This is a genomic window from Microbacterium rhizomatis (genome assembly GCF_008710745.1).
Taxonomy (GTDB): Bacteria; Actinomycetota; Actinomycetes; order Actinomycetales; family Microbacteriaceae; genus Microbacterium; species Microbacterium rhizomatis.
On record NZ_VYSA01000001.1, the window covers coordinates 576750 to 594561 of the forward strand.

Below are 17812 nucleotides of genomic sequence, written 5' to 3' on the forward strand. Positions count from 1 at the left end.
CCGGTGCCAGGGGCTCGGATCAGTCGCCGTCCCGCACGAGGCGCACGAAGGCGCGGACATGCTCGCCGAGGGCCTCGATCCGCCGATCCCGCGCCGCCTCCGCGTCGAAGCCCAGGTAGGCCATCGGGGGGAGCTTGCGGGCGTTCGCGGAACACTCGAAGTTCGCGCACGCCAGTGTTCCGACTGTGTCACCCCTGCGACCCGCGGCTCCGCCGCGCTTCGCACTGTAGAAGACGACGTCGTTGGGGAGCGTGACGTCTTCGCACCAGGAGCACTGCGCACGGGCGCGCAACTTCGCATCGGTGGCGCGCAGGATGACGCCGAACGGCTCTTCATCGATCTCGACCACGGCGTAGCCGAACTGCGGCGACTTGGCGTCACGCCACCCGAGGTACGACAGGCGATCCCACGAGAGCTCGTCCAGATCTGTGGGCATCGAGATCGCCTTGCGTTCGCGGACGGACGCATTGACGAACGCGCCGCGGATGAGCGTTTCGGAGAGGGGGTTCATGTCGGAGTGTCCTCAGCGTGCGGGGGAGCGGCCCGTGACCATTCGGTGAAGATCACGTGCAGCGAGTCGAGGGCGATGGCCCACGACGTCTCGGGCGCGGGGTCGCGATGGTCGAAGCTGCCGATGCGCTCCAGTGCGATGAAACCGTTGATCGTGCTCCCGAGCATGCGCGTCGCGTGGACCCGAGCGACGGGGGAGAGGCCGTAACCCCGGAGCACCGCATCCGTGAGCGCGACGAATGAGCGGGCCGCGCTCGAGTCGACCGCACCCATGCCTGTTCTCCGCTGCAGCGAGTCCCATCGGCCGGGGGATTCCTGGGCGTATCCGCGCAGCACGTCCGCGTAGGCGCGCAGGGCGTCACCTTGCGACCGACCGGCGATCGCCGTCGAGACGCGATCCGCCATCTCCTCGAGAGCGAGTGCGGTGATCCCATCGTGCAGGGCCGCGAGATCGCGGACGTGCGAATAGAGGCTCGGCGTCTTGACCCCGAGGCGACGCGCGACTTCCGACAGCGATACCGCACCGAATCCGTGCCGGTCTGCGAGGAGGGCGGCCTCGGCGATCACCGCCGCGGAGGTGAGGGCTATCCGATCCATATCGATAGCCTAATACCTATAGGTGAACATCTATAGGTATTCGGTTGCGACGTGCGTTCGGCGGCGATATCGTGACGGTCGAACGTGGCACGATTCGAGGAGGTGAGCCCGATGCGCACAATGCCCATGACGGGCGCCCTTTCGAGTTCACGATCGCGCGACTGACGCACGCGTCGCGGGGAGCGCCCCTATCCCATAAGGGTGCCGAATGAACCATTCACTTCTCTCCTCCGCAACAACTGCTGCGTCGACAGCCCTGGTATTGGCCGGCGCCGGAGCGGCGGGCAACGCTTGGCAGATCGGTGTCGTCGCCGGTCTCCTCGAAGGCGGCGTCGATCTCACGCGTGCCGATGTCGTCATCGGCACCTCCGCAGGGTCGACGACCGCCGCCCAGATCACGAGCGGCGTACCGCTCACCGAGTTGCTCGCCGCGATACTCACGCCTTCACCGGCAGCCCAGGGGAGCGGCCGATCCCGGCCGGCTCACCTCGCGGGCCCCGCCTCCGTGGATTGGTCGGAGCAGATCATCGCCGCAAGCACGGATGCTGCAGACTGGCGCCGACGGATGTGCGCGGCCGCACGGGAACGAGACGTGCCCGCCCACCCGAATCGTTGGCGCGACATCGTCGCGGCGCGACTCGCCCGACATGAGTGGCCCGAGCAGCGGGTCCTCATCACGGCCGTCGACGCACGGACTGCTGAGCCCGTGGTCTTCGACCGGCAGAGCGGGATCGAGCTGGTCGACGCCGTCGCCGCCAGCACGAGTAACGGGTTCGGCGGGACCTATCCGATCGGCGATGATCGCTACATCAACGGCGCATATCGCCGCAGCTCGAACGCGGACCTGGCGACCGGATGTCAGCGCGTCGTTGTGCTCGACCCCTTCGCCGGTCGGTCGCGGACGCCGGGGGAGTGGGGCATGGATCTGACGACCCAGGTCGCCGAGCTTCGTGACGGCGGGAGCGAGGTCGAGATCGTGCACCCCGACTCGCGTTCTGGTGACGTGTTCACCGCGAATGCGCTGGATCCTGCCACCCGGCTTCCCGCCGCCCGCGGGGGATACGCACAGGGCCGATCACTCGCTCCGCACCTGGCCGGGTTCTGGCCGTGAGCTCGGCTTCACCCCCAACGGGGATCAGACCCAGCCCCGTGACACACCAGCTTGCGATGAATACTAGGATTCCTCAAAGCGATAGTATGCTGTAATGCTCAATCCTCTCCTGCCTGCGGGATTCTCGCTGGCATGGTCCATAACCGTAGCGGCCATCGCTATCTGCGCATTCACTGCGCTCGTGTCTCTATTCCGGGGCCGGGACCACCTTCGTCCTTTGGCATTGGCTGTGTGGACAGTTGCGATTGCTGCGTTCCCGGTCCTTGGTGCTGCGGCCTGGCTGTTCGTCGGCCGCCCACAGTCCAAGAATGCTGGCGATGCCTGACTCATCGGATGGGACGTGAGCGCGCGACTCTGACTCCCGCTACCCCCTTCCGTCAGTTGGTGTACGCCGCGCCGTCCTTCACATAGAGTGCGAGCCTTGTCGTTCCGGTGCCGATTCCGCTCCATGTAGTGACGATGTTCACCTGAGCAGGGGAGATGCCAGATTGTGTGGATCGAAGGAGTTCAAATGTGGGGGTCGTGCAGGACAGCGGCGGGACGCAACCGACCGTCGGTGCCCAGTAGGAGTTGATGCGTCCGGGCTCTCCGATGGTAGGACTGCCAACCCTCATGTCTGCGTAGAACGCCAATGTCACGCCAGTGAACCAACCGTTGACGCTGCAGTTTGTCCAGTTGGTTCCGCTCTTGGAACAGCATCCGATTTCTCTGGTCGCGGGAGGATCGGATACTTGGCACTGCCGCGGACCAGCCAACGTGGCGGAGGTCGATGTAATTCGTCGATCCGAACTGACATAATGTGCATTATCGGTGATCACAGTTTCGGATATCTGCACAGGTGAGGGGTACCCGAGCCGGATTGATCCGAAGAACTGCAGATCTCCGAAGAACCGCAGATCTCCGAAGAAGCGACGGGGTGAGACGGGACGTACGAGCCTGACGCCAGCCATAGGCTCGGAGCATGTTCGATGCGCTGACCGGATTCGTGGTGGTCGGCCTCGCGATCCTCGTCGGCTACATCCTCGGGCGCATCGACCTGCTCGGTCCGCATGCGATTCCCGTGCTGAGCAAGATCACCTTCTACGTCCTGTCGCCGTTCCTGCTGTTCGTCGTGCTCGCACAGGCCGATGTGCACACGCTGTTCTCCGCGCTGCTGCCTGTTTCGGCGATCGCCGCGATCTCGGTGATCGTCATCTACGTTCTCATCGCACGCTTCGCATGGAAGCGCTCCGTGGGCGAGACGGTGATCGGCGCACTCTCGGCCGGGCAGGTCAACTCGAACAACATCGGCATCCCCCTGTCGCTGTACCTCCTGGGCAGCGCGGCATTCCCCGCTCCCGTCATCCTGATGCAGCTGCTCGTGTTCACTCCGATCACGATGTCCGTTCTGGATGCGGCGACCTCCGGCCAACGCGCCATCCTGCCCATCCTGCGGCGGACGGTGTCGAACCCCATCGTGATCGGCTCCGTCCTCGGGACACTCGTGTCGATCACCGGACTCGACCTTCCGCCGATCGTGATGGCGCCCGCCGAGCTCATCGCAAACGCCTGCGTTCCCGTCCTGCTCATCAGCTACGGGATGTCGCTGTACGGTCGGCGCGTGCTGGGTGCAGGCGGGCGCCGGAGAGACGTGATCATGGCTTCGGCGCTCAAGCTCCTCGTCATGCCGCTCGTCGCGTGGGCGGTGGGAGCGTTCGCCTTCCATCTCTCTCCCGGCGATGTGCTCATCGTCGTGGTCCTGGCAGCTCTCCCCACGGCCCAGAACGTCTTCAACTACTCGCAGCGCTTCGGCGTCGGCGAGCTGATCTCGCGCGACACGATCTTCCTCACCACGATCGGATGCATCCCCGTGCTGCTCATCGCCGTCGCGGTCCTCGGCTGAGCACTCCCCCGTCATCCCGCGTCATTCCGGCGTGTACTGCCATGACCGCGTCGAGGATCGGGACTATGCTGTAGCCGCCTCCCAGGTATTTCCCAGAAAGGGACCTCGCATGTCCACAGCATCCTCCGCCGAGAAGTCGGCAGTCAACGGAATCCGTACGGCGCTCGGCATCGGTGGCGTCATCGCCCTCATCGTCGGCATCCTCATCCTCGTCTGGCCCGGGCACAGCGCTCAGGTGGTCACGGCGATCATCGCGATCTACGCGATAGCCGCCGGACTGGTATATGCCGGACTCGGTATCTTCTCCAAGACGAAGGGCGGCTGGTCGCGCATCGGCCACATCGTGCTCGGAATCCTGTTCATCATTGCGGGCATCATCGCGTTCGCAAATCTCACGGCCACCACCGTGACACTCGCCATCTTCCTCGGCATCATCATCGGTATCGTCTGGATCGTCGAAGGAATCGTCTCGCTGTCGACACTCGGTGACGCCGCATCGAAGGGGTGGACCGTCTTCTTCGCGATCATCAGCATCATCGCCGGTATCGTTCTTCTCTTCTCGCCGTTGTACATCGCGATCCTGTGGCTCTTCATCGGCATCTCGCTGATCGTGCTCGGCATCATCCAGATCGTTCGCGCCTTCACGTTCAAGAGCATCGACTCGCTCTGACGCTCCGACGCTCTGCAACAGAACGGCCCCCGGACGCGTCCGGGGGCCGTTCTGTTGGAGGGGACTCAGCGGACGACGGGCAATCGCCGCGCCCACCAATCGAGCACCGCGTCGATGCGCTCGACACGGTGACGGGGCTGTCCGGCACGCGAGAGCTCATGGTTCTCACCGGGGAAGATCAGCATCTCGGCCTCGGTGCCGGAGCGCTTCAGCGCCGAGTAGTACCGCGTCGCCTGTTCGAGCGGGCAGCGGTAGTCGAGTTCGGAATGGACGACGAGGGTCGGCGTCGTCACCTGATCGACGACCGCCATCGGGCTCTGCCGCGCGATGGCCGCAGCATCCGTCCCCACATACTCGTCCCCGAAGAACGAGCCGATGTCACTCGTACCTTGGAATGACACCGGGTCGAGGAACCCGCGCTCCACGATCGCGCCGGCGAAGCGGTGATCGTGTGCGATCACCCATGCGGTGAGGTACCCGCCGTACGATCCGCCCATCACGCCGACGCGCGACCCGTCGAGCGACGCGTCGGAGGCGATCGCGCCCTCGAGCAGATCGATCACGTCGGCGAAGTCGACAGTACCCATGGCCTGCCGGATGCTGCGCCCATGCGCGCGCCCGTAGCCCGCTGATCCTCGGGGGTTGCCGTAGACGACCGCGTATCCGGCGTCGACGAGCGTCTGAACCTCGTCGAACGGGTGGATGCCGTAGCTCGCGAATGGACCGCCGTGGATCATGAGGATCACCGGATGCGGCCCCTCGCCCCCCGGCGCGGCAACCCAGCCGTGCACGCGGTACCCGTCGCGACCCTCCACCGCGATCTCGCGCGGGGCGACGAGTCCGGCGTCGCGCAGCGCGCCACCGAAGTCCGTGCGGATGCCCTCACCGACGACGACGAGATCGCCGAACGATGTCGCGTCCGCCAGCGCGGCGACGACCCGCACGCCGCCGGGCGAGTCGGCGCGGGCCACCGCGTCGTGGCCGGTGACCTCGACGTCTCCGGTCGACACGTCCGTCGTGCTGCCGTCACGGGCGACCGAGAGCAGATGCACGCGTCCGCGTGTGCGGTTCTGAACGAGGAACTGCGTGCCGATCGGCGTGATGTGGCTGCCGGCTTCGCCGAGGTCGGCAGCCTCCGGATCCGTCAGCCTCCGCGGGCCGCTCGGCTCGACGATCCAGAGAGCAACCCCGGGAGCGACGAAATCCCTTCCTTCCGGTCCCACGTCGGCGGCGAGGATCGCGATCGTCCCGTCATCGGCGACGGCGACGTCATCGACCGAGAGGTTCGCCTCGCGGCCGAGCACCTCTCGCTCCCCCGTTCCGTCGACCCGCACTGCGACGATCCGCGAACGCAGGTCGCGTCGCAGCGGCTCGACCTCGTCCACCGTGGTGAGCACCTCCGTGCCGTCGCGGGTGAAGACCACTCCCCCGTGATCGTGCGAGCCGGATGTGAGTGCGGTCGGCGCGGCCGGCACGCGCACTGCTGCGGGTGCGGTCGCACCCTCGGCGAGCACTGCGGGAGCCGCTGCATACAGCGGCTCGGCACCCGGGTCGGGAGCATCCACCACGAACACGTGGGCGGGCCGGTCGAGCGTGTAGCCGATCCCGTTGGCGTGCCACCGCACACCGGTCACGCGACGAGGGGCCTCTGCCGCGGCATCCAATCCCTCGATGCTGCCGTAGCGCCCGCTCTCGGGCACGCGCGCGGTGAAGACGATTCGCCCGCCGTCCGGCGACCAGGCGAATGAGCCGACGCCGAGGGGCTGATCGGTGACCTGCACCGGTTCGCCGCCGTGGGCGGCGACGACGTGCAGCTGCGCTCGCTTCTTCGCATCGGCGCGAAGGAACGCCACGACCGCCCCGTCCGGCGAGAGACGAGGCGCGCTGTCGGCCGCACCGCGGGTGAGACGGCGCGGCGCCGGCGAGTGATCGTCGAGGTCGAGCCGCCAGAGCTGGCCGACGTTCTGGTTCGCACGGATGTCGGGCCGCGACGCGGCGAACACGACGAAATCACCCGTGGGCGAGAGGTTCGGGCGTGAGAGCGCCACCAGCTTCTCGATGTCGGACGCACGCATCAGGCGAAGTCCGTCGTATCTCCGACCAGGCGAGTGTTGTCCGCGGGAACCGGATCGACCGCCGCCAGAGCGACTTCGGCGGCGAACTCTCCCACGTTGTACAGACGGCCGGCGGATTCACGGCGACCCGCGATCGCTCCTGGATTCGCGCGCTCCAGAAGCGTCGCGGTGATCGTGCCCTCGATCATGTCGCCCGAGACGACGACGAAACCGATGCCGCGGGCGGCGAGGTCGGGGATCAGCTCCCGCAGAGCGTCTTCGCCCGCCCGCTTGGACCGGGCGACGGGTTCGTACTCGGGCATCGTCGCGGTGGTGCGGATGAAGTGAGCCTGATGACTCGTCACGAACACGACGCGAGACCCTTCGCCCATCAGGGGCAACGCGGTCTGGAGCACGCTCACCTGCGCATCGCGATTCAGCGTCAGCGCGTAGTCCTCCGCCATACCGGACTCCATCCCGCCCGACGCATTGAGCACCAGGATGTCCAGTGACCCGAACGCCCGCTCCACTTCGGCGAAGAGCGCCTGCACCGACGCAGGGTCGGTGAGGTCGGCACCCACGACGAGCGCCTCGACACCCATCTCCCGCAGCTGCGCCCCGAGCTTCTCCGCGCGCGGAGCCTTGTTGCGATAGTTGACCACGACGTTCGCGCCGGCCTCGGCGAAGTAGCGCACGGTATCGGCGCCGATTCCGCGCGACGAGCCGGTCACGAGCGCGGTCTTGCCCGCGAGCGAGCCGGGAGGAAGGGTCTGAGACACAGGAGGCTCCAGGAATTTCGAGAGGACGCGCGGAGGGCTTCGTCGCCTCGCGCTCGGCCCCTCGACCCTACCAAGCCGGGGCCGCCCCGATCCTGCCGTGCTAGGTTCGAGAGGGACGAGGAGGCGCAATCGTGGATCTCATCCAGACCATCGAGCAGTTCGCCTGGATCGGGTGGCTCGTACTCATCCTGGTCTTTCTGGTGATCGAAATGCTCACCCTCGATTTCACGTTCCTGATGCTCAGCATCGGTGGTGTCGCGGGACTGGGCTCGGATCTGGTCGGCGCGCCCCTGTGGCTGCAGGTCGTCATCGCCGCGATCGTGGCCGCCGTCCTCGTGCTGTTCCTCCGCCCTCCGCTGCTCAAGCGGCTGCGCCGCGGTGAAGATCCCGCGCTCAGCAATATCGCTGCGCTCATCGGCCTGGCAGGCCAAGTGACCTCGACCGTGTCGTCTACGAGCGGTCAGGTCAAGCTGTCAAACGGCGATGTCTGGACCGCGCGGATCGACGGCAGCGCGACTCTCGAGCCAGGAATGCACGTCCGCGTCAGCCGCATCGACGGGGCGACCGCATTCGTGACCTCCCGCGACCTCACTTCTCCCGACGATCCGACTCACGACGCCACATCCCACGAGGAGACGCTTCCATGAATCCCGACGCCATCATCCCGACCACCATCGGCTGGGTGGTCGCCGCGGTCGTCTTCATCTTCGTGCTGGTTGTGATCATCCGGTCGATCCGGATCATCCCGCAGGCCACCGCAGGCGTCGTGGAGCGCCTCGGCCGGTATCACAAGACCCTCATGCCGGGGTTGAACCTCCTCGTTCCGTTCATCGACCGGGTCCGTCCCCTCATCGACATGCGTGAGCAGGTCGTCTCATTCCCGCCGCAGCCGGTCATCACGGAAGACAACCTGGTCGTCTCGATCGACACCGTCATCTACTTCCAGGTGACGGATGCTCGTGCCGCCACCTATGAGATCCGCAACTACCTCGGGGCGGTTGAACAGCTCACCACCACCACGCTGCGCAATGTGGTGGGTGGGCTGAACCTCGAGGAAGCCCTCACCAGCCGCGACGAGATCAACGGCCAGCTGCGGATCGTGCTCGACGAGGCGACCGGCAAATGGGGCATCCGCGTCGGACGCGTCGAGATCAAGGCCATCGACCCGCCGCTGTCGATCCAGGACTCGATGGAGAAGCAGATGCGCGCCGAGCGCGACCGCCGTGCTCTCATCCTGACCGCCGAGGGAACGAAGCAGTCCGCGATCCTCACCGCCGAGGGCGCGAGGCAGGCCGAGATCCTGCGCGCCGAGGGCGACAAGGCCGCCGCGGTGCTGCGGGCACAGGGCGAGGCCGAGGCGATCCAGACGGTGTTCAGCGCGATCCACGCGGGCGACCCCGACGAGAAGCTGCTCGCCTACCAGTACTTGCAGACCCTGCCGAAGATCGCCGAGAGCGCGTCGAGCAAGCTGTGGATCATTCCCAGCGAACTCACCGAGGCGCTGAAGAATGTCGCCAACGGGTTCGTCGGCACCGGCAAAGCACCGCTGTCAGGTCCGCCCGCTCCCCCGCGCTCCGAACCTGCACAGCCCACGCAACCGGCCCAGTGACGTCTGCGCACCCCTGGTTCGCCGGTTCGGCGACACCGCGAGTGCTCGCGCATCGCGGGCTCGTGACGCCTGCGGCTGCCGCCCAGGGCGTTGCCGAGAACTCGTTCGCTGCGGTCGCCGCCGCGCACGCGGCCGGAGCGACCTACATCGAGTCGGACTGCCACCTCACCGCCGATGATGTCGTCGTGCTCTTCCACGACCCTGATCTGACTCGGGTCACCGGCGATCCTCGGGCGATCGCCGACGTGTCTCTTCGCGAACTGGAGCGGCTCATGGCCGACCGGGGCGGCCTCATCACGCTCCGCCAGGCGCTGGACGCGTTCCCCGCCGTGCGATTCAACCTCGATGTGAAAGCCGAGGGCGCGGCCGGCGAAGTGGGTCGGATCGTGGCACCGCAGGCTCACCGGGTGCTGCTGACGAGCTTCTCTGATGCACGGCGCCGCGAGGCGCTGGACGCCACCGCGCGCGCAGGGAGCAGCATCCGTCCCGCGACTTCCGCCGGCACCGCGACCATCGCGCGACTGCTCGTGGCTCTCGCCACCCGTTCGAAGAGCCTGATCGGCCGAGCGCTGCGCGACATCGACGCTCTGCAGGTGCCCGAGCGGCAGGGTCGGCTGCGCGTCGTCACTCCCCGACTGCTGGACGCCGCGCATCGCCACGGCGTGGAGGTCCACGTGTGGACGATCAATGACACGGACGACATGCGCAGGCTGGTGTCGATGAGGGTCGACGGCATCGTCACCGATCGCGCCGATGTCGCCCTTCGCGCACTGGCCGGTCCCCCCGGGCACCCTTAGTCGGCACCGCGAGCCGCATCCACGCGCCACCCGCTGTGCATCCACTGTGAATGAGTCCACAGGGTGCGTGGTTCGGATGATCTGCTCAGGTGGCGACGTTATACCTGAACAGCAACGAGAGGACCATACAATGGCAGATCGCAGCTTGCGCGGCATCCGACTCGGCGCCCAGAGCCTACAAAGCGAAGACGGCGTCGTGTTCCATGAGCGAGCTCAGCACACATACCGATGCACCGTCTGCGGGCGTGACACGACGATGACATTCGCCGCGGACGCCGAGGTGCCCGAGGCCTGGGAGTGCCGCACATGCGGCTCCGAGTCGCTCCTCCGTATCGGAGACGGCACCGCCACGGTCGACCACAGTGAAGACAAGGTGGCGCGCACGCACTGGGACATGCTCCTCGAGCGGCGCAGCCTCCCCGAGCTCGAAGAGCTCCTGGAAGAGCGCCTTGCTTACGTTCGCGCCCGTCGTGGCGCCGGCGAAGACGTCGCCAGCCAGAAGATCAGCGCCTGACGCGCCTCACGCATTCTTCGAGACGCCGGTCCCTTCGGGGGCCGGCGTCTCGGCGTGGCGGCGGCGGGTGATGGCGACACCGATCCCGACGGCGGACAGCGCGAGGATGCTGCCCCACCCGAGCACGATCTTCACGGCCGGACCGATCATGACCGCGGGCGTGAGCCCGGTGCGCAGAGGTACGTCGGTGAGCATCTGGCCCGCGACATCCGCGGGCAGCCCATCGATCGTCGATCCGTCCGCCGCGATCACCTGGCTCGTCCCCACGGTCGAGAGGTTCACCACGGAGCGCCCGGTCTCGATGGCGCGCATGCGCGCGAACGCCAGCTGCTGCAGATTCTCGTCCGTGCCCCGGAAATCGGCGTTGTTGGTCTGGAACATGTAGATCTCGGCGCCGTCCTGCGCGCCGTCCCAGATCACGTCGTCGTAGATGACGTCGAAGCAGATCGCGAGGCCGACGCCGACGCCGTTCAGATCGAAGAACGGTGCCGCCGTGCCCGGGGTGTACTCGCGCCCGATCAGGCCGATCAGGTCGGGCGCGAACGGCTCCCAGAACGCGCGGTCCGGAACGTACTCGCCGAACGGGACCGGATGCCGCTTGTCATACGTCTGCACGGCGCCCGCGCCGGACTCCCACAGCAGCGACGAGTTGTAGTACAGCCCGTCGCGCCCGGTGACGGCGCTGACGATCAGGGGTGCACCGACGCGGCTCGAGAGGTCGTTGAGCACGACGGCGGTGGTCGCGCTGGTCGTGGGATCGGAGTCGACGCCCCCCTCGGGCCACAGCAGCACGTCCATCGGCTGGCCGATCAGCGGCTCCGTGGCCTCGAGCTGCGCGGCAAGCACCTCGTTCTGGGTCGTGCGCACATCGAAGTACCCGGCGGGGCCGTTGCCCTGGACAGCGCCCACGCGCAGCGACCCCGAGACAGTGGTCGGGAACTGCGGGACGACGAGAAGCAGGACCGCGACCGCAACCGCGGGCACGACCGTGAGCGGGGCGCGGAAGCGCCCCAGTCGCACGTACTCGATCGCTGCCGCGCAGAACAGCACCATCAGGAACGTGAGCCCCGACATGCCCACCCACGACACGATGTGGGCGAGCGGGCTGCTCACCTGGGTGACCCCGATCCTGCCCCACGGGAAGCCGCCGTACGGCCATGAGCCGATGACCTGCTCGCGCATCGTCCAGAGCCCCGCGACCAGCATCGGGAGCACGATGAGGCGCGCGGCGGTCGAGCGCAGAATCCGCGGCACCCAGCGGTAGGCGAGCGCGATCGGCACCGCGCCCGCCGCGGTGAGGAGCGCCTCGAGCATCGAGAGCGCCACCCACGGAACCGGTCCGAGGTAGCGGGCCGTGAAGTAGAGGTTCACGAAGAAGAACGACGCCCCGAAGGCGAAGCCGACGAGCACCGACGACCACAGCCGTCGGCCGATCAGCCCCACGAGCGCGAGCACGACAGCGGGAAACGCCATGGGCCACCAGCCGAGCGCCGGGAACGCGGTCGTGAGGAGCAGACCTCCGGCCACCGAGGTGAGCACGCCTGCCCAGAGCGGGAGGAGAGGCTTCGGAGCGTCGGCGAGGGGCACCCGACAACCCTAAGTCAGACGGAACTGTAGGCGACGATCCCGCGACGCACGGCGTCGAGCGCCTTGCGCGCAGTGGCGGCCAGACGCGCATCCGCGACGAGCGAGAGCTGATCCAGAAGGTCGATCGTCTGCTTCGTCCATCGCACGAAGTCGCCCGCGGCCATGTCTGCCTCGATGAGAACTCGATCCAGCGCGCCCCCGCGCGCCCACGAGTGCATCGCCTGCGCGAGACCCATCGCGACCGGCTCCGAGCCGGGCAGCCGGTTGTCACGCTCCAGGTCGTCCAGTCGCTGCCAGAGGTCCTGCGTCGCGTCCAGCGCCGAGCGGAACGCGCCCCGCGGGAGCCCCCGCTCCCCCGGACCCGCCTCGTCGCGCCGAGGTTCGTACACGAGGCAGCAGGCGAGGGCGGCCAGGGACGCCGCATCCAGCTCGTCCCACAGCCCCCGTCGCAGAGATTCTGCGACCAGGAGGTCGCGCTCGCCGTAGATCCGACGCATCGTGCGACCCGCCGGCGTGAGGCTCGTCGCTCCCGCATCGTCGACCTGGACGTAGTCGAGCTCGGTCAGCACATCCACGACGCGATCGAAGATCCGGGCGACGGTGCCCGTGCGTGTGTCGATCTGACGCCGCATCTGGTCGACGGTCCGCTTGAGCTTCCAGTAGCGCTCGGCCCACCGCGCGTGCTGCTCGCGCTCTGGGCATTCGTGACACGGATGTCTCTGCATCCGTCGCCGGAGGGTCGCGATGTGCCGCTGGCGCTGCTCCCGTGCCGCGCGACTGGCCGTCGCATCCTTGCGGTTCAGCTTCTCCAGATCGCTCAGTTCACGTCGGATGCCGGAGTACTCGGCGAAATCGCCACGATCGCACGTCATCGATTTCTGGTAGCCGGCCAGCGACTCTTCGGCCTCGCGCACTTGCCGTGCGAGGCCGACGACGGCGCGGTCGGCCTGGAACTGGGCGAACGACGACTCCAGGATCTCGCGCGATCGCGGACGCCCGAACTGGTCGATCAGATTCACTGCCATGTTGTAGGTCGGACGGAAGCTCGAGTTCAGCGGATAGGTGCGTCTCGATGCGAGAGCGGCGACCTGCTGCGGGTCCAGACTCTCGGTCCATTGGATCACCGCGTGACCTTCGACGTCGATGCCGCGTCGCCCCGCCCGCCCGGTGAGCTGCGTGTATTCGCCCGAGGTGATCGCCACGCGCGCTTCGCCGTTGAACTTCTCGAGCTTCTCCAGAACCACTGTCCGCGCGGGCATGTTGATCCCGAGGGCGAGCGTCTCGGTGGCGAAGACGACCTTGACGAGCTTGCGCTGGAAGAGCTGTTCGACGACCTCTTTGAAGGCGGGAAGCAGTCCCGCGTGGTGCGACGCCACGCCGCGCTCCAGGTTCTCGCGCCACTCCCAGTACCCCAGGACGGCGAGATCCTCCTCGAGGAGCGTCCGAGTCAGGTCGTCGACGATCTCCCGGATCTCGGCGCGCTCCTGGTCGCTCGTGAGGCGCACCCCCGAGCGCCGGACCTGCTGCACCGCGGCGTCGCAGCCCACCCGGCTGAAGATGAAGAAGATCGCCGGGAGCAGGTTCGCGCGTTCCAGAAGGCGCACGACGTCGGGGCGATCGATCCGCTCGATCCGCTGCACGTTGGCCGAACGCACCGGGCGCTGGCCACCCTTGTGCGGACGGCGCCCACCGCCCGGGAATCGTGCGTTCGCCTCGGCGCGCCCGCCGTTCCTCGCCGACGAGCTGCGCATCTCTTGCGCACGGCGGTTGTTCTCGAAGTTCGGCCCCTTCACCGACCGGATGCGCATGAGCTCCTGGTTCACCTGGGCCGTGGCGATCCCCGCGCGATCGTCGAAGAGCGGGAGCAGGTCGCCGCGCACGAGCACGTGCTGCTCCAAGGGAACCGGGCGGATCTCGGAGACGATCACCTCGGTATCGCCGCGGACGGTGTCGAGCCAGTCGCCGAATTCCTCCGCATTGGACACGGTGGCCGACAGCGACACGAGACGCACCCGGGGGGGAAGGTGGATGATGATCTCCTCCCACACCGCTCCGCGGAAGCGATCGGCAAGGTAATGCACCTCGTCCATCACGACGAATCTGAGGCCCCTGAGGGCCGGCGAATCCGCGTAGAGCATGTTGCGGAGCACCTCGGTGGTCATCACGACGATGCGGGCATTGCCGTTGATGTTCGTGTCACCGGTCAGGAGTCCGACGTTCTCCGCCCCGTACACGTCCTGCAGTTCGTGGAACTTCTGGTTGGAAAGAGCTTTGATCGGCGTCGTGTAGAACGCCTTGTCGCCGTGCCCGGCGACAGCGGGCTCGCGCATCGCCAGGTGGATGGCGAACTCTCCGACGATCGTCTTGCCCGCGCCCGTCGGCGCCGCCACCAGTACGCTGCGCCCGTCCTCGAGCGCCTGACAGCCCGCGATCTGGAAGGGGTCGAGATCGAAGCGTTGGGATGCCGCGAAGGCCGCCGTGAGGGGATGCTCGCGCTTCTCCCTCGCCCTCGCGAACCGTTCCGCGGGGGTGGGGTCACTCACTCGGGAGTCCCGGGCAAGAGGATCGCCGCATCTCTCCTGCTGCGCCGACGGTCGAAGATCAACGCGACGCCCACGGCCGCGAAGTACAGGACGAGCATCGGGATCGCGAGCAGGAACATCGAGATGACGTCGGCGGCCGGGGTCGCCAGGGCAGTGAAGATGACGATCGCGAGGATCGCGACCCGCCAGCCCTTCAGGATCGCCATGCCGCTCATGATTCCGGCGAAGTTCAGAAGGACCAGGAAGACGGGGAGGACGAACGCGACCCCCACGACGAGCAGAAGCTTGAGGATGAAGTCGTAGTAGTAGTCGTACTTGAAGAAGTTCGCTGCACCGTCCGGCACGAAGCTCGACATGAGCTCGATGATGTGCGGCATGACGAGCCAGCCCGCGTATGCGCCCGCGAAGAACAGCGGGATGGCGGCGCCGAGGAACCCCGCGGTGTAACGCACCTCTTTGCGGGTCATGCCCGGCGAGATGAACAGCCAGATCTGCGAAAGCCAGACGGGTGACGAGATCAGGAGTCCGACGGCGAAAGCGATCCGGATCTGCAGATCGAACGCGCCCGTCACGGTATCGAAGTTGAGTACGGCTTTGCCCGTGCGCTCCGCGATCACGTTGATCGGAACGGTGAGCAGATTGATGATCGGCTCAGCGAAGAAGAATGCGATCACCATGCCGACGACGAGACCGATGGCACTGATCAGCAGGCGTTTGCGCAGCTCGACGAGGTGCTGCCCGAGCGACATCCGCTTCTCGGGACGAGGGGCGTCGGGCATGCCGAGGCGCGACGTCTTTGGCGTCGCCACGAGGGTGGTCAGGACTTGGGTTCTACGCTGCCGCGCGCGGCAGGAGCATCAGGCGCAACCGTCGTCGCCGGTGGCGCCGGCACCACGCCGGGTGCCGCGACCGTCTCGGACGTGGTGGCGGCGGCGTCTTCTTCCTTCATGGCCTTCATCTCACCCTTGAAAACCCGGGCGGACTGACCCATGCTCTTGGCGAGCGCCGGCAGCTTGGCCGCACCGAAGATGAGGAGGATCACCGCGAGGATGATCAGGAAATGCCATCCTGTAAGTCCTTGCAACATGGTCGTTCCTTCCGAGAGCGTGAACCCAGTGTAACGCGCCACCCGCGGAAGGGACCGAAGCGCGAGCATCCATGGCAGATACCGGGGAATCGCAAAGGTGCGGTCGCTCAGCGGTACTGCGCGAGGCCTGACTCCGCCCACGCCGCGGCGGCGCGCCGTGCACCTTCCGGCTCGAGGATCTCGACATCGCCGCCGAAGCGCACCGCGAGGCGCCGCAGCGTGTGCTCGTCGGCGACGCGCATCGTCGCGATGGACTGCTCGCCGTCCGTCTGCACCTCCGCACGATCCAGGTAGTCACCGAGCAGAGGGGCGACCGAGGCAGGAAAGCGGATGCGGGCGACGATGTCGTCCTCGCCCGGCGCGAACAGCGCAGGCACCGGCTCCTGACCGTGCGTGATCGGTATATCAGTGAGCTCGGGTTGGCTCACCCTGTCGAGATGGAACGTGCGCATCGCCTGGCGGAGGTGGCACCAGCCCTGTAAGTACCACTGTCCGTTGGCGATGTGCACCTTGACCGGGTCGACCGTGCGGATGGTGGGCGGGGCGTCCGGCGCCTTGTAGGTGAACGACACTGCCACTCCCTGCCGGAGCGCGGCGGCAACGGCATCGCGCACGGCATCGACGGGCCCGGGCGCGACGATCACCTCGACCGGCGTGCCCGATGCGCCGCGGGAGAGCTTTGCGAGCAGGCCTTCGAACAGGTCGTTGTCGCCGAACCCCGGAAGCGTTCGCGCGAGCTGGAGTCCCGCCAGCAGGGCAGCCGCTTCGCGCGCCGTGAGCTTGGGCGATCGTTCCAGTCCCACCGTGTTCGTGATCACGATGAGATCGCGTTCGTCGAGGAGGTCCCAATCGATGTCGAAGAGCTCATTGGCCATCTGCCAGAACCCGCCGTCTCCGGGCAGGCCGATCACGGTGAGCTTCTCCACCATCGAGCGCATCTGCGCGGGCGTCACGTCGAATTCGTCGGCCGCCTCGGCGATCGACACTTCACCCTTGCCGATCAGGTACGGCACGAGCTGCAGCATGAGCGCCGCCCGATCCGTCGCGACGAGCGGTTTGCGGGCGCTCACGTGCGCTCCCCGTTGAGCGCCCGTGCCGCCGCGAGCCGGGCGATCACCTCGGCACGCAGATCGAGGGGTTCGACCACGCGCACCTCGGGGCCGTACGAGGCGAGCTCGTCGGCGAACACGTGAACGTCGACGTACGGCACCCGGATGCCCTGCTCCGCGGGCGTTCCGCGCCGACCCAGGCGAAGGGATGCCTCGGTGCCCGGGTCGACCTCCAGCAGAGCGCGCTGCCTCTCTGCCACCCGCTCGAGGCCCGCCAGCGCGCGGTCCCCGGCGTGATCGAGAGCGGACCGATCGAACGACTGACGCGTGATCTCGACATCTCCGACGATGCGCGAGAGGAGGAACGTGCGATCGGCCGCCGCATCCAGGTCGACGCCGTAGACATGCCACCGCGCCTCGTACTCCACGAGCGCGAGGGGCTGGAAACGACGAAGCCGTGGCGACTGGTCGCCGGGCTTGAGGTAGCGGAACGCGACGACACGAGTCTGCTCGATGGCCTGTTGCAGCCCGGGGAAGGCGGGTTCACGCACGCTGATCTTCGGCGAATACCCGATGATCGGCTCGTCGACGGTGATACCGAGTGCGCGGATCTTGCGAAGCCCGCTGCGCGCGTCGGCCGACATGGAGCTCTGGCTCCACACCCCGCCGGCGAGCGTCAGCAGCGCGATCTCGGCCGGGGTGAACACGATGTCTTCGGGGAGCTCGTACTCCGCCGTCGGCACCCGATAGCGGGCCTCACGCAGATCGTCGGGATCAGCCCAGTCGCCGATCGTCTCGATCGGCACACCGAGCCCCCGCAGGCTCTCCTTGTCGCGCTCGAACATCTTCTCGAGTGCGTCTTTGGATGCCCCCGCGTCGGACTGTTCGCGGTAGCCGGCGACCGACGTCAGGATGGTGTCTTTCGTCAGACCCTGCTCGGTGGCCATCAGGGCGACGACAAGGTTGACGAGCCGCTCCTCAGGAGGGTTCTTCGCTGGCGCGTTCGCGGGCACTGTCCTCCTC

18 protein-coding genes are annotated in these 17812 nt (G+C 67.2%); 8 read left to right on the forward strand and 10 right to left on the reverse strand.

From position 1 onward, the window contains the following. Window positions 1-19 precede the first annotated feature (19 nt). Window positions 20-511: an FBP domain-containing protein gene (locus F6B43_RS02750; RefSeq protein WP_150447377.1), complete on the reverse strand. Its 492-nt coding sequence runs from the start codon at window positions 509-511 to the stop codon at window positions 20-22. Continuing rightward, window positions 508-1107, reverse strand: a complete 600-nt coding sequence (locus F6B43_RS02755; RefSeq protein ID WP_150447378.1) for a TetR/AcrR family transcriptional regulator — start codon at window positions 1105-1107, stop codon at window positions 508-510. Before F6B43_RS02755 ends, F6B43_RS02750 begins: the two co-directional genes overlap by 4 nt. 208 nt (window positions 1108-1315) lie before the next feature. On the opposite strand from F6B43_RS02755, the gene F6B43_RS02760 reads away from it, so the two are divergent. The 4 genes from F6B43_RS02760 to F6B43_RS02775 all read left to right on the forward strand — a co-directional run bounded on the left by F6B43_RS02760 (window position 1316) and on the right by F6B43_RS02775 (window position 4770). Beyond that, window positions 1316-2218, forward strand: coding sequence for a patatin-like phospholipase family protein (locus tag F6B43_RS02760; RefSeq protein WP_150447379.1), 903 nt, complete (start codon window positions 1316-1318; stop codon window positions 2216-2218). 94 nt (window positions 2219-2312) lie between these two features. After that, window positions 2313-2543 carry a PLDc N-terminal domain-containing protein gene (locus F6B43_RS20090; protein ID WP_150447380.1) on the forward strand — a complete coding sequence of 77 codons (231 nt, stop codon included), beginning with the start codon at window positions 2313-2315 and terminating at the stop codon, window positions 2541-2543. Window positions 2544-3179: 636 nt separating this feature from the next. Beyond that, complete coding sequence (locus F6B43_RS02770; protein ID WP_150447381.1) at window positions 3180-4100, forward strand: AEC family transporter; 921 nt, start codon at window positions 3180-3182, stop codon at window positions 4098-4100. Window positions 4101-4209: 109 nt separating this feature from the next. Continuing rightward, window positions 4210-4770, forward strand: coding sequence for an HdeD family acid-resistance protein (locus tag F6B43_RS02775; protein ID WP_150447382.1), 561 nt, complete (start codon window positions 4210-4212; stop codon window positions 4768-4770). A gap of 65 nt (window positions 4771-4835) precedes the next feature. Here the strand turns inward: F6B43_RS02775 and F6B43_RS02780 are convergent, their stop codons facing one another. Continuing rightward, the gene (locus F6B43_RS02780; protein WP_150447383.1) at window positions 4836-6845 is read right to left on the reverse strand and encodes a S9 family peptidase; all 2010 of its coding nucleotides are present in this window, start codon (window positions 6843-6845) and stop codon (window positions 4836-4838) included. Beyond that, on the reverse strand, window positions 6845-7603 hold the full coding sequence (locus tag F6B43_RS02785) for an SDR family oxidoreductase (protein WP_150447384.1): 759 nt from the start codon (window positions 7601-7603) through the stop codon (window positions 6845-6847). The genes F6B43_RS02780 and F6B43_RS02785 overlap by 1 nt, the downstream gene beginning before the upstream one ends. Window positions 7604-7734: 131 nt before the next feature. Between F6B43_RS02785 and F6B43_RS02790 the strand changes: the two genes are divergently transcribed. From F6B43_RS02790 to F6B43_RS02805, 4 genes are all read left to right on the forward strand, one after another. Then, a complete protein-coding gene (locus F6B43_RS02790) occupies window positions 7735-8250 on the forward strand; it encodes an NfeD family protein (protein WP_150447385.1) in 516 nt (171 codons plus the stop codon). Continuing rightward, window positions 8247-9212, forward strand: coding sequence for an SPFH domain-containing protein (locus tag F6B43_RS02795; protein WP_150447386.1), 966 nt, complete (start codon window positions 8247-8249; stop codon window positions 9210-9212). The genes F6B43_RS02790 and F6B43_RS02795 overlap by 4 nt, the downstream gene beginning before the upstream one ends. Beyond that, on the forward strand, window positions 9209-10009 hold the full coding sequence (locus F6B43_RS02800) for a glycerophosphodiester phosphodiesterase family protein (protein WP_150447387.1): 801 nt from the start codon (window positions 9209-9211) through the stop codon (window positions 10007-10009). The genes F6B43_RS02795 and F6B43_RS02800 overlap by 4 nt, the downstream gene beginning before the upstream one ends. 130 nt (window positions 10010-10139) lie before the next feature. Next, on the forward strand, window positions 10140-10523 hold the full coding sequence (locus F6B43_RS02805) for an RNA polymerase-binding protein RbpA (RefSeq protein WP_150447388.1): 384 nt from the start codon (window positions 10140-10142) through the stop codon (window positions 10521-10523). 6 nt (window positions 10524-10529) lie between these two features. On the opposite strand, the gene lnt is transcribed toward F6B43_RS02805, so the two are convergent. From lnt to F6B43_RS02835, 6 genes are all read right to left on the reverse strand, one after another. Next, window positions 10530-12110, reverse strand: coding sequence for an apolipoprotein N-acyltransferase (gene lnt, locus F6B43_RS02810; protein ID WP_150447389.1), 1581 nt, complete (start codon window positions 12108-12110; stop codon window positions 10530-10532). 14 nt (window positions 12111-12124) lie between these two features. Then, window positions 12125-14653, reverse strand: coding sequence for a DEAD/DEAH box helicase (locus F6B43_RS02815; RefSeq protein WP_150447390.1), 2529 nt, complete (start codon window positions 14651-14653; stop codon window positions 12125-12127). Continuing rightward, a complete protein-coding gene (gene tatC, locus F6B43_RS02820; RefSeq protein ID WP_246159759.1) occupies window positions 14650-15432 on the reverse strand; it encodes a twin-arginine translocase subunit TatC in 783 nt (260 codons plus the stop codon). Before tatC ends, F6B43_RS02815 begins: the two co-directional genes overlap by 4 nt. A gap of 38 nt (window positions 15433-15470) precedes the next feature. Continuing rightward, a complete protein-coding gene (gene tatA / locus F6B43_RS02825; RefSeq protein ID WP_150447391.1) occupies window positions 15471-15740 on the reverse strand; it encodes a twin-arginine translocase TatA/TatE family subunit in 270 nt (89 codons plus the stop codon). A 107-nt stretch (window positions 15741-15847) separates the two neighbouring features. Continuing rightward, a complete protein-coding gene (locus F6B43_RS02830) occupies window positions 15848-16810 on the reverse strand; it encodes a helix-turn-helix transcriptional regulator (protein ID WP_211367997.1) in 963 nt (320 codons plus the stop codon). After that, window positions 16807-17802: a helix-turn-helix transcriptional regulator gene (locus F6B43_RS02835; RefSeq protein ID WP_150447392.1), complete on the reverse strand. Its 996-nt coding sequence runs from the start codon at window positions 17800-17802 to the stop codon at window positions 16807-16809. The genes F6B43_RS02830 and F6B43_RS02835 overlap by 4 nt, the downstream gene beginning before the upstream one ends. Window positions 17803-17812 lie beyond the last annotated feature (10 nt).

Excerpts from the sequence above, each read along its gene's own strand:
- tatC (WP_246159759.1), bottom strand. The coding sequence starts at position 15,432 with ATGCCCGACGCCCCTCGTCCCGAGAAGCGGATGTCGCTCGGGCAGCAC.
- F6B43_RS02780 (WP_150447383.1), bottom strand. The coding sequence starts at position 6,845 with ATGCGTGCGTCCGACATCGAGAAGCTGGTGGCGCTCTCACGCCCGAAC.
- F6B43_RS02755 (WP_150447378.1), bottom strand. The coding sequence starts at position 1,107 with ATGGATCGGATAGCCCTCACCTCCGCGGCGGTGATCGCCGAGGCCGCC.
- F6B43_RS02760 (WP_150447379.1), top strand. The coding sequence starts at position 1,316 with ATGAACCATTCACTTCTCTCCTCCGCAACAACTGCTGCGTCGACAGCC.
- F6B43_RS02770 (WP_150447381.1), top strand. The coding sequence starts at position 3,180 with ATGTTCGATGCGCTGACCGGATTCGTGGTGGTCGGCCTCGCGATCCTC.
- F6B43_RS20090 (WP_150447380.1), top strand. The coding sequence starts at position 2,313 with ATGCTCAATCCTCTCCTGCCTGCGGGATTCTCGCTGGCATGGTCCATA.
- tatA (WP_150447391.1), bottom strand. The coding sequence starts at position 15,740 with ATGTTGCAAGGACTTACAGGATGGCATTTCCTGATCATCCTCGCGGTG.
- F6B43_RS02775 (WP_150447382.1), top strand. The coding sequence starts at position 4,210 with ATGTCCACAGCATCCTCCGCCGAGAAGTCGGCAGTCAACGGAATCCGT.
- F6B43_RS02805 (WP_150447388.1), top strand. The coding sequence starts at position 10,140 with ATGGCAGATCGCAGCTTGCGCGGCATCCGACTCGGCGCCCAGAGCCTA.
- F6B43_RS02750 (WP_150447377.1), bottom strand. The coding sequence starts at position 511 with ATGAACCCCCTCTCCGAAACGCTCATCCGCGGCGCGTTCGTCAATGCG.
- F6B43_RS02795 (WP_150447386.1), top strand. The coding sequence starts at position 8,247 with ATGAATCCCGACGCCATCATCCCGACCACCATCGGCTGGGTGGTCGCC.